General features: G+C 65.4%; 13 protein-coding genes and 1 pseudogene. 5 read left to right on the top strand and 9 right to left on the bottom strand.

Annotated elements, in window-relative coordinates; all coding sequences use genetic code 11:
• Window positions 1–82: 82 nt before the first annotated feature.
• The 4 genes from LWC34_RS38765 to LWC34_RS38750 are packed head-to-tail and all read right to left on the bottom strand — an operon-like array spanning window position 83 to window position 1,128.
• Window positions 83–445, bottom strand: a complete 363-nt coding sequence (locus tag LWC34_RS38765; protein ID WP_233730187.1) for a hypothetical protein — start codon at window positions 443–445, stop codon at window positions 83–85.
• Window positions 445–714 (bottom strand): hypothetical protein, encoded by a 270-nt coding sequence (locus LWC34_RS38760; protein WP_233730186.1) that lies wholly within the window; start codon window positions 712–714, stop codon window positions 445–447. Before LWC34_RS38760 ends, LWC34_RS38765 begins: the two co-directional genes overlap by 1 nt.
• Window positions 711–974: a hypothetical protein gene (locus LWC34_RS38755; protein ID WP_233730185.1), complete on the bottom strand. Its 264-nt coding sequence runs from the start codon at window positions 972–974 to the stop codon at window positions 711–713. The genes LWC34_RS38760 and LWC34_RS38755 overlap by 4 nt, the downstream gene beginning before the upstream one ends.
• A complete protein-coding gene (locus LWC34_RS38750) occupies window positions 964–1,128 on the bottom strand; it encodes a hypothetical protein (RefSeq protein ID WP_233730184.1) in 165 nt (54 codons plus the stop codon). The genes LWC34_RS38755 and LWC34_RS38750 overlap by 11 nt, the downstream gene beginning before the upstream one ends.
• Before the next feature lie 90 nt (window positions 1,129–1,218).
• On the opposite strand from LWC34_RS38750, the gene LWC34_RS38745 reads away from it, so the two are divergent.
• The gene (locus LWC34_RS38745) at window positions 1,219–1,668 is read left to right on the top strand and encodes a hypothetical protein (RefSeq protein WP_233730183.1); all 450 of its coding nucleotides are present in this window, start codon (window positions 1,219–1,221) and stop codon (window positions 1,666–1,668) included.
• Between the two features lie 556 nt (window positions 1,669–2,224).
• On the opposite strand, the gene LWC34_RS38740 is transcribed toward LWC34_RS38745, so the two are convergent.
• Both LWC34_RS38740 and LWC34_RS38735 read right to left on the bottom strand, forming a co-directional pair.
• The gene (locus LWC34_RS38740; protein ID WP_284051796.1) at window positions 2,225–3,478 is read right to left on the bottom strand and encodes a helix-turn-helix domain-containing protein; all 1,254 of its coding nucleotides are present in this window, start codon (window positions 3,476–3,478) and stop codon (window positions 2,225–2,227) included.
• Window positions 3,479–3,798: 320 nt separating this feature from the next.
• Window positions 3,799–4,716, bottom strand: a pseudogene (locus tag LWC34_RS38735) (AMP-binding protein); the annotation flags it as partial.
• Between the two features lie 150 nt (window positions 4,717–4,866).
• Between LWC34_RS38735 and LWC34_RS38730 the strand changes: the two are divergent.
• Window positions 4,867–7,032, top strand: coding sequence for a serine/threonine-protein kinase (locus LWC34_RS38730; RefSeq protein WP_308200200.1), 2,166 nt, complete (start codon window positions 4,867–4,869; stop codon window positions 7,030–7,032).
• A 66-nt stretch (window positions 7,033–7,098) separates the two neighbouring features.
• Here LWC34_RS38730 and LWC34_RS38725 read toward each other — a convergent pair whose 3' ends face one another.
• On the bottom strand, window positions 7,099–8,652 hold the full coding sequence (locus tag LWC34_RS38725) for a dolichyl-phosphate-mannose--protein mannosyltransferase (protein WP_372496717.1): 1,554 nt from the start codon (window positions 8,650–8,652) through the stop codon (window positions 7,099–7,101).
• A 24-nt stretch (window positions 8,653–8,676) separates the two neighbouring features.
• On the opposite strand from LWC34_RS38725, the gene rsmI reads away from it, so the two are divergent.
• From rsmI to rsgA, 3 genes are all read left to right on the top strand, one after another.
• The gene (gene rsmI / locus LWC34_RS38720) at window positions 8,677–9,510 is read left to right on the top strand and encodes a 16S rRNA (cytidine(1402)-2'-O)-methyltransferase (RefSeq protein WP_233730181.1); all 834 of its coding nucleotides are present in this window, start codon (window positions 8,677–8,679) and stop codon (window positions 9,508–9,510) included.
• Between the two features lie 459 nt (window positions 9,511–9,969).
• Entirely contained in the window at window positions 9,970–10,968 is a 999-nt protein-coding gene (locus LWC34_RS38715; protein WP_233730180.1) for a glycoside hydrolase family 183 protein, read from the top strand.
• Window positions 10,969–11,001: 33 nt separating this feature from the next.
• A complete protein-coding gene (gene rsgA, locus LWC34_RS38710; RefSeq protein ID WP_233730179.1) occupies window positions 11,002–12,111 on the top strand; it encodes a ribosome small subunit-dependent GTPase A in 1,110 nt (369 codons plus the stop codon).
• Window positions 12,112–12,442: 331 nt separating this feature from the next.
• Here rsgA and LWC34_RS38705 read toward each other — a convergent pair whose 3' ends face one another.
• Window positions 12,443–13,162: an ABC transporter permease gene (locus LWC34_RS38705; protein ID WP_233730178.1), complete on the bottom strand. Its 720-nt coding sequence runs from the start codon at window positions 13,160–13,162 to the stop codon at window positions 12,443–12,445.
• The gene (locus LWC34_RS38700; RefSeq protein WP_233730177.1) at window positions 13,155–14,102 is read right to left on the bottom strand and encodes an ATP-binding cassette domain-containing protein; all 948 of its coding nucleotides are present in this window, start codon (window positions 14,100–14,102) and stop codon (window positions 13,155–13,157) included. Before LWC34_RS38700 ends, LWC34_RS38705 begins: the two co-directional genes overlap by 8 nt.
• Window positions 14,103–14,186 lie beyond the last annotated feature (84 nt).

The raw sequence follows: 14,186 nt of genomic DNA, 5'->3' as shown, positions 1-14,186 counted from the left end.
CTCCTTGGTTTTGTAGTTGAGATGGGGTGTTGGGGGCGTGCGCGCCAGCCACCCAACGATCACGGCAGGGGTGCCGTGAAAATCAGGAGCCGTCCTGGCTCGTGCCGCTGAGAGACAGCCAGTGCGAGTCAAGTTCGAGAAGAACCTGCCGAGCCTGGTTACGCACGTCTTCTGTGGCGTCCGGGGCTAGCGCCTGCTTCGTCAGGTCGAGTAGCCGCTTGATCAGGTCGAGCACCTCAGGTGGCACCGGGACGAGTGGGCCAGTGTTACCTATCCAAAGCATCCGGAGCCCTCTCATCGACGGTGCGTGCTTGGTCCTGGCCGAGCCGGGGTCCTGGCCGAGCCGGGTACTCATGGTGGTGGTCGCGGCCAGGCGCGCCTCTTCGGCGAGGTCGCGAGCCATCTCGTCCATCTCACGCTTGGTGTAAACGCCGAGGTCCCACATCAGCTCTCCTCGGGTTCGTCGCCGTACACGGCGATCTCGGCTTCGGACTCCATGCGCGAAAAGTGCAACTGCCGGGCGACAGATCGTTTCCGCACTGCAGCCTGGATTTCTTCCGCGAGCTTGTCGGCTTGGTCGTTGGTCAGGTCCGCGCCGGACATCGGCGTGGTGACGCGCAGGGTGAAGTCGGTGTAGACGGTGACACTGGCGTGGGTTTCGTGGCCGAACGCGTCCGTGCAGGGGACGGTCCGGCTGAACAGGGTTTTCTTCATGACTTGCCGGGTTCGATGGTGCGGGCCTGATCGTCGCCGAGGCGGGTGCACATGGCGGCGGTCGCGGCCAGGCGTGCCCCGAGCTCGGTCCATGCCTCGGGCGTGGTGCCCACGACGTAGGCGCCAGCGACCCATTCGCGGATGACGTCGGCGGTGACCTGAAGCTGCTGGAAAACGCGGGTTTCTTCGTGTGTGGGACCGTCGTAGGGCTGTGGGTTGTTCCAGTCGGGGCTGAGCGGCGGCAGGATGTCAGACATCATCCGACGCTCCCGGCTGTCCCGTAAGCATGATCTGCCGGAACTCATCCCGGGTCAGGCCGGTTACTTCGATAAGTTGATGGACGAGGCTGTCGATGTCGGCGCGAATGGCCTCGATCTCGGTCGGCGTGAAGTCGGGTCCATCTGTGTCGGTCATGCCGCTCGCCTCCTGGGTGCCGTCGAGGCGGCTGGCTGGGCTGCCTCGACGGCGTTTCTCCCAAGGTCCTCCAGGACAAGAGGACATTTGGTGTCAGCCGACGCCGCCGTCGTGTTGGGGGGCGTGATGGTGGCGTCGACTGACAGCTGGTGGCCCTGCCCACCGCAGGTGTTGTTCGCACTGAGCACGGTGGGCAGGGGGACCGTTGCCTTCTCGCCAGGGGGTTGCCGCCAATTGCTCGCGGACGATGGCGCTGGCCGCGTCGGGCTGACAACGGTCCGGTCCAGGCTGCTGTGCGTCGGCGCAGCCTGGGGTTTGGAGCCCTGCCCGCCGCCGGGCGTGGGCAAGACGGCGGACAGGGGTAGTGGGCCCGCACCCGGGGCCCCGAGGGGTGAGGCAGCACCGGGTGCGGGCTGGGGCTCGACGTCGTGGCTGCCCACCGTGACGGAGCCCCGGTCTGTGCCCGCGCCAGTTATCGGGTTGCCCGGCGCGGGCGGCTCGACGCTGGCCGTCGCCACAGCGGAGCCGATGGGAGGTTGAGAGCCCGCACCCGGGTGATCAACGTGCCCGGTAAAGGGCACGGGTGCGGGCCGATCCGCTTGTGCGGACCGCTCTGAGGTGAGGAAAGCGAGATCGTGTTCGACTAGCCAGACCCGGCGCCAGAACGCGCGATCCGGGTTGGTCCACCAGTCACGCAGTGCTTGCCATCCCCAGACCGCGGGGACCCACAGGAACGTGGCGGCAAAAATGATGAGCGCCAGAACCATCACAAGCTGCCGGTGGTGTTGAGCAATGAACGATGTTGGACCGGCAGTTGGATACCTGCAGCCCGAGCGCCTGCGGCCGACACGCATGCACGGTGCTCTGGATTGTCGGCCGCAGGCTGTTTCCGAGCTGCGGGAGCCCGGAGTGTGCGACGGGTAGGCGCAGTCGCCCAGCCTGGGTGCCACATCGTGCATCGCCTTCCCCGAAATGCATTGTTTGCTTGCGGGAAGCGACGTTATGTCTGATCTTGAACGCGGCGTTCACAGCTTGTGAACACCTGACTAGGTTCACCCATATGGGCGCTAGCTCAAGCTCACCGCGAAAAGGCGCGTCAGCGTGCGACTGACCGACTCATACCTAGGCGATTTTTAAGGCTGTCCAACTGCCAAGCACGCTGCTGAGCACGCAGCTCCAGTTTGTGAACGATCTCTCGTGTAACCGGGTCATGTCGTATTCGTAGAGGCGCAATCTGATCCGCCTCGTCGAGATGGCGCAAAGCTGCAGCGTCTCGCGCGCCATCGGCTTGCAGGTATGCACGCGCGAGGTCGAAATGCAGCGCCGCGCGGCGGTCGTCCGTAATTAGACCCTCGTCGTATCCCGGCGTGCGCTCGATCTGTTCAGCCAGCGCTACACCGTCGCCAAGTTCAACCGCCGTAGAAAGCGACCAAGCACGGACGTTGGCTGGACCAAAGCTGAACCACAATCGGTTCTGCTCGCCGGTCCGCTCGGCCAGTTCAAGCGCCGCGGCCAAATGCGCCGCTGTGTCGTCTGCACGGTTATCCTTCGCGGCCATCTGCGCCGACGCCAGGTGCAACATGCCCGCTGCTTGCGCTGCCGATGTGTCTTCTGCGGTCGGGTCGATCACCGAATCCACTGCGGTCAAGGCGCTGGATGCGACTTTCTTTGCACGGCGTCGAGATCCAAGTCGACTAAAGGCACTCGTACTGGTCATGGCCGCGAATGCTGCAAGTCCAGGCTCTCCCAGGCGTCCTGCAGCGTCCTCCGCCCGGCCGGCCGCCATGATCGCAAGATCCGGATTTCCCAGTGCGCGTGCCACTCCAGAGGCAACAAAGCACGCCTCAACGAGAGCGGCAAGCGCAGCACGCTGGGCGTCGCTGTCCCCCATGACTGCTTGCACGTGGAGCTCGGTCAACAGCACGCCCAGGTCGCGACCTGCAGCTCCATACCGGCTGTTCGCCGTGTGCTCGTTCGCCTGCGCAGCCCACTGGGCCAGCCTGTCAACTGGCCGCGTTGGCATATCCGGCACGTCATCTAGGGAAACGTCATAGAGCGCGATCGAAATTGGCGAGAGCGTGGCGAGGGCTTCAGCACTATCGCGGTCGCCAAGTGCGTACGGTTGACCAGTCAAATCTGTGACGGAGCAACCAAGCGCACGTGCGACGTCCTCAAGCAGGCCGCGGCGTTCGAATGCACGGTGGCCGTTCTCAAGCATCGAGAGGTAGGCCTTACTGATGCCTGCCAGTCCTGCGGCGGCCTCCACAGTCAAGCCTCGACGCACTCGCATTCTGCGGGCGTTCTGGCCTATCTCGGATGGCTCAGGGCGCGGCTTCGGTGCGTTGGTCATCGCAGAACCTTCTTCGCGGAGTATGGCCTCTTCGCGTGCCCCCGGCGGCCAAACCGGGGGCGTCCCTCCGCGAAGAGGTGCAGCTCCCAGGGTACCCACGGCCCCGGTCGGCAGTCGCGTCCATCCGTGCTCGGCCGCTGTAGGTTCGCCTAAGGCTCGTTGACGACACCAAGCGCCAGTTCGGCCGCTGCGGTCTTGATCTTCGCTAGGGACGACATGGGGGCAAAATGTGGTCCAACGGTGGTCGACACGTGTAGTTCTGCTTACGCTGCAACAGAAAACTCGTTACCTAGCGTCTGATCTCGGAGTGCCCAGCAACGGGGTTTCTTGTCGTAGAGCACAGTTGTCGCTCCGACAAACAATGGTGCGTAGACGATGTACGAATGTCCGACGACCCAGCCGACGTCCGAGGCGGTCCAGAACACATCACCAGGGCCGATGTCGTAGATCGCTTTGAGTGACCATGCCAGCGCCACCGCGTGTCCGCCGTTGTCACGCACCACGCCTTTGGGGCGCCCGGTTGTACCGGACGTATAGAGGATGTACAGCGGGTCTGTTGCGCTTACATTCACGCAATCATGCGGCTCCGCGGAAGCTACGAGGGTGTCCCAGTCGATGTCGCGCGGGCCCATTTCGGCAGTTTGCTGCGGTCGTTGGGTAATCACGATGTGGTCGGGTTGGTGTTCGGTCACCGACAGTGCTTCGTCGATGATCGGTTTGTAGGCGACCACCCTGGTCGGCTCGACTCCGCAGGACGCCGCCACGATCACCTTCGGCTTCGCGTCCTCGATCCTGCTGGCCAGCTCCTTCGGCGCGAATCCGCCGAATACCACGGAGTGCACCGCGCCGAGCCGGGCACATGCCAGCATCGCCACCACCGCACGTGGCACCATGGGCATATAGACGATCACGCGGTCGCCCTTGCCGACACCCAAGCTCGCGAGGGCGCCTGCGAACAACGCGACCTCATCGCGGAGCTCGCGGTAGGTGAACGTGGCCTTGCTGCCTGTGATCGGCGAGTCGTAGATCAACGCGATCCGGTCGCTGTCCACATGGCGGTCCAGCGCGTTGAAGCAGGTGTTCAGTTCGGCGCCGTTAAACCAGCGGTAGAAGGGTGCGTTACCGGAGTCGAGGGCGCTGACCGGCGGTTTGGCCCAGTCGATCGCCTCGGCGGCGGCGAGCCAGAAGCCGTCTGGGTCGGTCAGGCTGCGGTGATATGCGTCCCGGTAGTCACCCATGGAGTCACTCTGCCACCTATGCAACCTCGTTGCCCACGGCGCGTCTGGAAGAGCACGGGGCCACGGTTGCCTAACCGCTCCAGCGCCGCTGGACATATGGTGGGTTGGGTTAGTGCTCACATCGGGTGAGTAAGCACGAGGAGGGAAACCGTGGACGGGTTCGTACGAATGGCAGCTGACTTGTTGTCGTTCGCGCATACCGTCTTTGGGCCTGGGTTCTGGCCAGGCGAGTGGGTATGGGCGACCATGGCGGCCGGATTTCTGATCGGTATTTTCCCGGTCGTCGCGTCGTTCAGCATCGCTGTCATCCGCAAAGGCACAGGGAACGCTTACAACTCGGTCACGATCAGCGTTTTCGCGGTGATCGGCATCGTGTTCGCGCTGGCGTTGCCGTGGCTGATGGCCAACGGGATCTCTGCGATCTTCCGAGGCGCCGCGACCGACGGTGACACCTTCGGCGTCAGCTTCGCGTCGACGTTCGGCTCCGAGCAGCACGCGGTGATCGGCACGCAGGCCGAGTACCTCGGTCTCGGGCCGATCGTCTACGACCTGCTGACCAGGCCTGGTGACGGCGTGGACTTCGTGCTGAACATCGCCAAACTCGTGGTGTTGCCCGCGGTGGCCGCGTTCTTCGTGATCCTGCAGGCGCGTGCGGCGTTCCGGCGTGGTCCGACATGGCCGGGCAGGTTGGTCTGGCTGTCGTTCGTCGCGTTCGCTTTGTTCAGCGTCGCCTTTCAGGCCAATGTCGCGTTTTTGCTGTGGTTGGGCATGGTGCCCGCGACCGTGCTCGGCTTGATCCCGATCTTGGTGATCGGCGCGCCGAGCTGGAGCACCATCAACCGCTCGGTCCAGGAGGAGAAGGAGCCGCCTGCCGTGCAACAGCAGCCTTCGCAGCAGCAGTTGCCCCCGCAGCAGCCCTCGATGCACAACCAGCAGCAGGCGCCGCCGCCTCCTCCTCAGCGCCAGCCTTCGCAGCAGCAACCTCCGCCTTACGTGCCCGAACCGTCGCCTCCGCCGTACCGGCCGGACGGCGTGCCACCTGCGTTGTTGTCCGGCCAGGCGCCCGGTCAGGAATTGCTGAGCGGACGCCAGCAGCCCGGCAAACTCGCTGACACGCCTGGCCCCATGCCGTTCCCGCTCGGCGGTGCGGCACCGGTCGGCGCGCCGAAGCCAGCCACGCGGGCGATGACCGGCGCGAACAGTGCGAACAGCATGTGGACCCGCAGCGGTGGCCGTTTCAAGAAGATCAAGGCTCTTGGGCACGGCGGCTTCGGCACGGTGTGGCTCGCGATGGACACCCAGCTCGACCGCACGGTCGCGGTCAAGATCGCGCACGCCCCCGACGCCGAGACCGAGCAGCGCATGCTGCGCGAAGCCCGTGCTCTCGCCGCGGTCCGGCACCCGAACTGTGTGCGTGTTTACGACATCGTTGAGGACGAAGACGGCCTCGGCATTGTCATGGAGTACATCGAGGGCTTGCCGCTCGCTGACGCCGTGCACGAGAACGGCAAGCTCGACGACCTCGCCGCCGCACGCCTCTGGGTGACGATGGCGGGCGCGTTGTCGGCCGCGCACGCGAAGGGCGTGCTGCACCGGGACATCAAGCCGTCCAACATCATGATCGACCCGTCCGGCATGCCGCACCTGATCGACTTCGGTATCGCCAGGTCAAAGGGTGATTCGACGCTGACGAAGACCGGCATGATGGTCGGCACTCCGGACTTCCTCGCGCCCGAGACCGCCGCGGGTTCGCCCGCGACGCCCGCATCGGACGCCTGGCAGCTCGCCGCAACCGTTTCATACGCCCTGACCGGCGAGCCGCCGCGTGGCACCCGCGACAACCCGATGGCTGCGTTGATGGCAGCGGCCAAGGCCGAGCGGATCACGCATCTGCCCGCCAGCAGCGTGCACTTGCGCTTGATTTCGGCGGCGCTGGGCCCAGATCCCGCTGGTCGGCCAACCCTCGACACGGTGATCCGGCAGACCGGCGGCTGGCTGACCAAGGGCGGGCACGCCGAGGACGGCCCGGTCACCAAGGTCGTCAAACGCGAGGACATCGCCGCGCTTGATCGCACCAAGGTCACCAAGCCTTCGGAAGGTGAGAACGAGCGCACGAAGTTCACGGACCCTGATCGGACGTCGTTCACGGATCCGGACAGGACTTCGTTCACGGATCCCGAGCGGACAAAGTCCACCAACCCGCCGCCGCGCCCACCCGCCCAGCAGACACCGCCGCCTCCGCCCCAGCCTGACCCGGAGCGCACCCGGCCAACGCAGCAGAAGCGGCACAACCCGACCAGGCGTTTCGGCACCTGACACCCCAGCAACCCCTCGTGAGTGGTTATCGAGGTTCTAACCTTGATAACCACTCACGAGGTTTTTTTATGAGCGCCAGGAGGGCAGCCAGAGTTCGGCTTGCCAGCGGGCGTTGGTGATCGAGTCGCCGTTCAGGATCGGCCACAGCCAGATGAAGTTCGCCACCACCAGGCCCACGTAGATCGCTACGACCAGCAGTCCGGTGCCTCTGCGTTCGTAACCGTCGTCGGCTCTGCCGAGGATATGGCCGAGCGGCAACACGAGTCCCAGGATCAGGAACGCGGACGCAGGCGTCATGTAGAAGAAGTACATCTGCCGGTCGAGGTTGATGAACCACGGCAGCAGGCCAGCCAAGTACGCCACGATCACCGCGGCATAGCGCCAGTCCAGCTTGCCGAACATGCGCCACAGGCCCCACGCCAGCATCGGGAACGCCAGCCACCACATCGCGGGCGTGCCGATCAGCATCGTCGCGCTGACGCAGGACTGTTCGCCGCACCCGGTCGTTGTGCCATCCCAGTGGAAAAGCATCGGGCGCAGGCCCATCGGCCACGTCCATGGCTTCGATTCCCACGCGTGTGGGTCGTTGGGATTGGTGACCAGATGCGTGTGGAAGTTCAGGACGTTGGCGGAGTAGTCGAACAGTGAGCGCAGCGCCGGTCCGAACGGTCCCCACCAGCTGGTCACCAGATGCCGGTCGATCGCGGTCTCGCTGGCGAACCACGCCCACCACGTGCCCAGGTACACCAGGACCGGAATGACCAACAGCGCCCACAGGCCCGGCAGCAGATCGCGGCGGAGAGCTCCGACCCATGGGCTCGCAACGCCCGCGGAGCGGCGGGCGGTGGCGTCCCAGATCACGGTCATCAGGCCGAATGCCGCGATCCAGTACAGGCCGCCCCACTTCGACGCGCACGCCAAACCAAGGCTGACGCCTGCCGCGAACCGCCACCAGCGGAAGCCAATGCGCGGCCCGTAAACCGAGTCGTTGACCCAGCCCTCGCGCATCGCGATGGCAAGCCGTTGTCGCATCTGGTCGCGATCGAGCAGCACACAGCCGAACGCCGCGAGGATGAAGAACGCGATGTAGATGTCCAGCATCCCCATCCGGCTCATCAGATGCAGGACGCCGTCGCTGATCATCAGGACTCCGGCGACCGCGCCGAGCAGGGTCGACCGGGTCAGCCTGCGGGCGATCCGGACGATCATCAGGATCATCAACGTGCCGAGGATGGCTCCGGTGAACCGCCATCCCCAGCCGTTGTAGCCGAACAGCCATTCGCCGATCGCCATCAGCTGCTTGGTCAGCGGCGGGTGGACTGTGAGCTCGTAGCCTGGGTTGTCCTCGTACCAGCCGTTGCGCAGCATTTGCCATGCTTGTGGCGTGTAGTGCTTCTCGTCGAAGACCGGGGTGCCGTTGCTCGTGGGATAGCCGAGGTTCTGCAGCCGGACGACCCCGCCGATCACGGCGAGCGCGCCCGCGACCAGCCAGCCACGCAGCCGGTCCGTCGGCATCGGTTTGCCGAGCAGGCTCGCGGCCGGGTCGGCTGGCGTCCGGTTGGCCTCCTCCGCCACATGGTCGCCCGACCTGTGGTCGGACCCGGTCACGAGGGCAGTCACGGGCGCGATCGTAGGGTGAATGGTGTGAACCCCGTATCCGGTTCCGGCCGACTCGTGCTCGCAGCCACTCCACTCGGTGACTCCCGTGACGCCTCACCACGGCTGATCGAAGCCTTGGCCGGGGCAGACGTCATCGCCGCCGAAGACACCAGACGGTTGCGCGCACTCGCGACCGCCCTCGGCGTGCCACCATCCGGCCGGGTAGTCAGCTTCTACGACGCGGTGGAAACCGGCCGCATCCCCGGCCTGATCGAAGCCATGCAGGAAGGCCAGACGGTCCTGCTGGTCACCGACGCGGGCATGCCAAGCGTCTCGGACCCCGGGTACCGCCTTGTGACCGCGTGCATCACCGCCGACCTGCCGGTGACATGCCTGCCTGGCCCGTCAGCGGTGACGACCGCGCTCGCAGTGTCCGGCCTGCCGTGCGACCGGTTCACATTCGAAGGCTTTGCGCCCCGCAAACCGGGCGAACGCGGTCGCTGGCTCGCGGAGCTCGTCGCCGAACGCCGGACAGCGGTTTTCTTCGAGTCACCGCACCGCCTCGCCGACACCTTGGCGCAAGCAGCCGAGGTCCTCGGCGCGGACAGACCTGCGGCCGTGTGCCGTGAGCTCACCAAGACCTATGAGGAGGTCCGCCGAGGAGGGCTGGCTGAACTTGCCTCGTGGGCAGCCGAAGGCGTCCGTGGGGAGATCACCGTGGTCGTCGGACCCGCCGCGCCTGTGGCCACGGACATCCCAGCCTTGGTCGACCAGGTGCGCGCCCGGGTTGAGGCAGGCGAACGCCTGAAGACCGTGGTGGCCGAGGTCGCCGAGGCCGCAGGCGTCAGCAAGAAGGCGCTGTACGACGCCAGCCTCTGACTCTGCGCGCGCAAGGCCAGTCCATGGCCTTGCGCGAGGCTCTGATGCCTGCACGAGTAGCTCTGTGGTTGGCCGTGGCGATCGCGGGCAGCTGTCCGGGCATTGCGCCTTGGGCGTGCGGGAAGGCCATTGGCTAGCTGGCCATGATCCTGCGCCTGCCTCTCATGTCCGTGCACGAGCAGTTGCGGCTGCCATTGCTGCGACTGTCCATGCGCCCACCACTGCAGGCCGGACACAGGACACCGGCGTGGTGGCAAGCGGCCGCTGTGGTCGCCCGGCATCCGGGCACGGTCGGCCAAGGCCGTCGGCCAGGGCCGCTCCGCCCTCACCGGCGAACGCGGCAGCCGTGGTTGACCGTGGGCAAGTGGTCCGTGCCGAGGCTTCGGCGTGGCGGCAGGCCATTGGCCAGCACCAGCCTTCAACCCTGCGCGCCTTCACTTCTGCGCCTAGCGTGGCGGCATGGTCCGCGTGCTGACGACCGAGGAGATCGCACCTGTCACCGGCGCCATTACGCGCAGGTTTGGCATCCATGGCACCGATTTGGGCATCCTCTGGGACAACGGGCAGGGGCGTCTGCTCGTTGCCTTCGGGGACACCTACGGCGCCGGGTGGGGTGGGCATGGTGCCGGACCGCCGGATGGTTCCGACTGGCGCTGCAATGTCCTCGCGTTCGCAAGCAACCGGGACCTCGAGACCGGGTTGCGGCTTGATTCAGTTGTGCCAAGGGCGGACGGGATGGCAGCTCAGTTCATCGAGCGGGACCGTCATGTGGACGAGCACACCGTCATCCCGAACTCGGGTATCGCCGTCGGCGGCTACAACTACGTGCACTACATGTCTGTGCGGAAGTGGCGCGAGACAGGGTGGGACACGAACTACGCGGGTATTGCCGTGTCCGCCGACGGGGGCGACACCTGGACCAAGCCGCCAGGCGCACGCTGGCCTAACTCACCCAAGGGCGATCACCCCTTTCAGATCTGTGCCTTCGCTGCTGATGAGAATCATGTTTACCTCATGGGTACGACAAACGGCCGATTTGGGCCTGCCTACCTGGGGAAATGCGGTCGATACGAGGTGCTCAGCCCGTCGAGTTACAGCTACTGGTCCCACAACGACTGGGTGAAGGATCCCTTCGCAGCGACGCCGGTGATGAGCGGGCCGGTCGGTGAGATGTCCGTCGCCTACAACACGCACTTCGGCCAGTGGATCGCGCTGCACCTCGACGAGGACCGTGCCGCGATCGTGCTGCGTTGGGCGCCGGAACTGACTGGGCCGTGGGCGGATGGGCAGGTCGTTGCGGGCGCCAACGACTATCCCGCGCCCTACGGCGGCTACCTGCATCCATGGGCCAACGACAGGCCGGACATCTATTTCACCTTGTCGCAGTGGGGGCCGTACAACGTCAAGCTGATGCGGACCCGGCTCAAATCGGATGCGCCCGTGACGGACACCGTCTAGGGTGGCCCTGACTTCGAGAGAAAGGGAGGTGACTTGGCATGGCTGTCTTTGTCGATGCCGCACGTCTTCTTCCCGTTTCATCTCTCGAAGGGTTCACCGAAGTTGACTTCGCTTGACCTGACCACGCTCGGCTGGGACGACACTTTCGCCGCCGAGTTGCCCGCCGGATCGGTCCCCGGCAAGATCGCCCGTGTCCATTCAAGTGGCGCGGTGGTCATCGTCGATGGCCAAGAGCAGCACATCGAATACTCCGCACGGATCACGTTGCCCTGCGTCGGCGACTGGGTCGCGGTGCAGGACGGCGCCAACGTCACGGTGTTGCCGCGCCGCGCCGCGTTGGTTCGCGGTGGTGTGGCTGAGGATTCGCTCAGTCAGACCTTGGCGTCCAATGTGGACGTCATCTTCGTCGTCGAACCGTCCTGCCTGGAAGGGCGTCGTGGCGACCCCAACCTCGGCCGGATCGAGCGCTTGCTCGCGCTGGCATGGGAAAGCGGTGCGATGCCGGTCGTGCTGCTGACCAAGTCCGATCTCGTCGGCGAGCGGATCGGCGAGATCGTCTCGAACGTCATGGGCGCCGCGCCCGGTGTCGACGTGCATCCGGTCTGTTCGGTGACCGGTGACGGCGTCGACATCGTCGCGTCCTATCTCGGCGTTGGCCGGACCGCGGTGCTTGCCGGGCCGTCCGGTGCCGGGAAGTCCACATTGGTCAACGCATTGGCGCAGGCCGACGTGATGGAGACGCAACAGGTTCGGGCATCCGATGGTCGTGGACGGCACACGACCGTCCACCGTGAACTGTTCGTTCTGCCGCGCGGCGGCCTGATCATCGACACGCCTGGCTTGCGCAGGGTGTCGCTGGCCGCGGGCGGCGAAGGCCTGGAATCGGTGTTCACCGACATCGAGGAACTCGCCGAGAACTGCCGGTTCGACGACTGTGCGCACATCGGCGAGCCCGGATGTGCGGTGATCGAAGCGATCGAGACCGGCGAACTGCCGCAACGCAGGCTGGACAGCTGGTTCAAGCTCAACCGCGAAGCCGAATGGATCGCCAGCCGGACGGACGCGCGCGTACGTGCGGAGCGCGATCGCCGGTGGAAGACGATCCACAAGGAGATGCGCAAGGCTGGCAGGCACCGGCCGTGAGCGAGCGGGCTGACTCGGTTACTCGACCCCGTCCCGTAACCGAGTCAGCCCGCCGATCAGCATTTCCAGGCTGAACGTGAACTCGGCGTGCAGCTCAAGCGGGACCAGGTGGGCGACCGATTTCGTGGCAGGGAAGAGATCCGCTCGGCGAGACCGCCGACCCGGGAATCGGTGCGCTGATGGACATGAACATGCTCGCGATGCTGTCCGGCCGGGAGCGCGGACTGTCCGAATTCGACGCTTTGCTCGCCGCTGCCGGATTTCAGCGGACCAAGCTGACCCAGTTGCAGGCGCCGTACGCGGTGATCGAAGCAGTCAACGGAGCTAGCCGTCACGCATTGGCGCGGCGGAACGAGTGCGTTCCCCACGCCAACGCCACCACGGCAAGCGCGATCGCCGCGACGCCGCCGAACAGAACGGAGCTGGAGCCGAGGTTTCCGGCCATTACCGCACGGGTGCCGTCGGCGATGTGGCTGAACGGGTTGATCCGCGAGAGCACGTACAACCAGTGCGGGCCTTGGTCCATCGGCAACAGCACGCCGGACAGCAGCATCACGGGCATCACAGTTGAGCCGATCACGGGCGCGAACGCATACTCGTGCTTGAGTTTGAGCGCCAAGGTGTACGACACCGAGCCGAGCGCGATTCCCATCAGGACTGCGAAAAGCAGTCCGATGAGGACGTTGCCGACTGAGGCGCGGAAGCCGAAGATTGTCGAGAGCGCCAGCAGCAGCGAGCACTGGATTATCAGCAGCAGCACGTCGTTGAGCACGCGGCCGAGTAGCAGTGCCGTCCGGCTGACCGGCGTGACACGCAACCGCTCCAGCGCGCCAGACCGGATTTCCGGGATCAGGTTGAAACCGGCGTACGCGGTGTTGAACAGTCCCATTTGGATGATCAACCCGGGGACGAACCACTGCCACGAACCTTGGAGCAACGGGCCGAACAGGACGAGCCAGAGGAACGGCTGCCCCACGCCGAACGCGATGACAACCGGATTGCGGAACGAAGGGCGCATGCTGCGCAGGAACACCAGCCAGACATCACGCATTTGCTGCCTCCCGCAGAGAACGGCCCGTCATGGTCAGGAAGACGTCGTCGAGCGTCGGCCGATGGACCTGAACCGACAACAGGGCGACGTCCGCCTGGTCGAGCGCGCGAAGCAAGCCGGGCAGTTCCGTGTCACCCCTCGGTACGCGGAACCGCACAGTGTTGCCTTCGACGTGGAGCTCCCTGGCGTCGTCGACCTTGGCCGTGATCTCGGCGGCGACCGATGGCGTGTCGGTGTCGAACTGGACGAGATCGCCCGCGACTTGGCTCTTGAGCTCGTCCGGGGTTCCTTCGGCGACGATCTTGCCGTGGTCGATCACCATGATCCGGTCGCAGAGGGCGTCGGCTTCGTCCAGGTAGTGCGTGGTCAGGAAGATCGTGGTGCCCGACTTGTGCAGCGCTCGGATGTGGCCCCAGAGGTTGCTGCGGCTTTGCGGGTCGAGACCGGCTGAGGGTTCGTCGAGGAACAGCAGTCGCGGGATGTGCAGGACACCCATCGCTATGTCGAGGCGACGCTTCTGTCCGCCGGACAGTGCGCCTGCCGTTCGGTTGGCGAACTCGGTGAGCTCGAGGCTTTCGAATAGTTCGTTGACCCGGTGGCGTGCTTTGCCGATTGGGAGGCCGTAGAAGCGGGCTTGGAGGGTGGCTTCTTCTATGACTTTCTGGTCGTCTCCGGATCCGTGGCCTTGGGCTACGTAACCGATTCGCTTGCGTACTCCGGCTGGGTCGGTCAGGAGGTCGCAGCCCGCGACTCGGGCTTCGCCTGCGGTTGGGCGTAAGAGAGTGGTGAGCATTCGCAGGGTTGTGCTCTTGCCCGCGCCGTTCGGGCCTAGGAAGCCGACGAGTTCGCCGGGCGCGACGTCTATGTCTACGCCTTGGACCGCTTCGACCGTCTGGCCTCGGGTCCGGAACTGGCGCGCGAGGCCGCGTGCCTTGATCACTGGTTTCCTCCCTATTGCTAGTCAAGTTTGACTAGCGGGAGTGTGGCAGAGGCGTGCGGGCTAGTCAAACTTGACTAGCAACGC

The organism is Kibdelosporangium philippinense (assembly GCF_021390435.2).
In the GTDB taxonomy this organism is placed as follows: Bacteria; Actinomycetota; Actinomycetes; order Mycobacteriales; family Pseudonocardiaceae; genus Kibdelosporangium; species Kibdelosporangium philippinense.
This window is presented reverse-complemented; position numbering and strand designations above follow the sequence as displayed.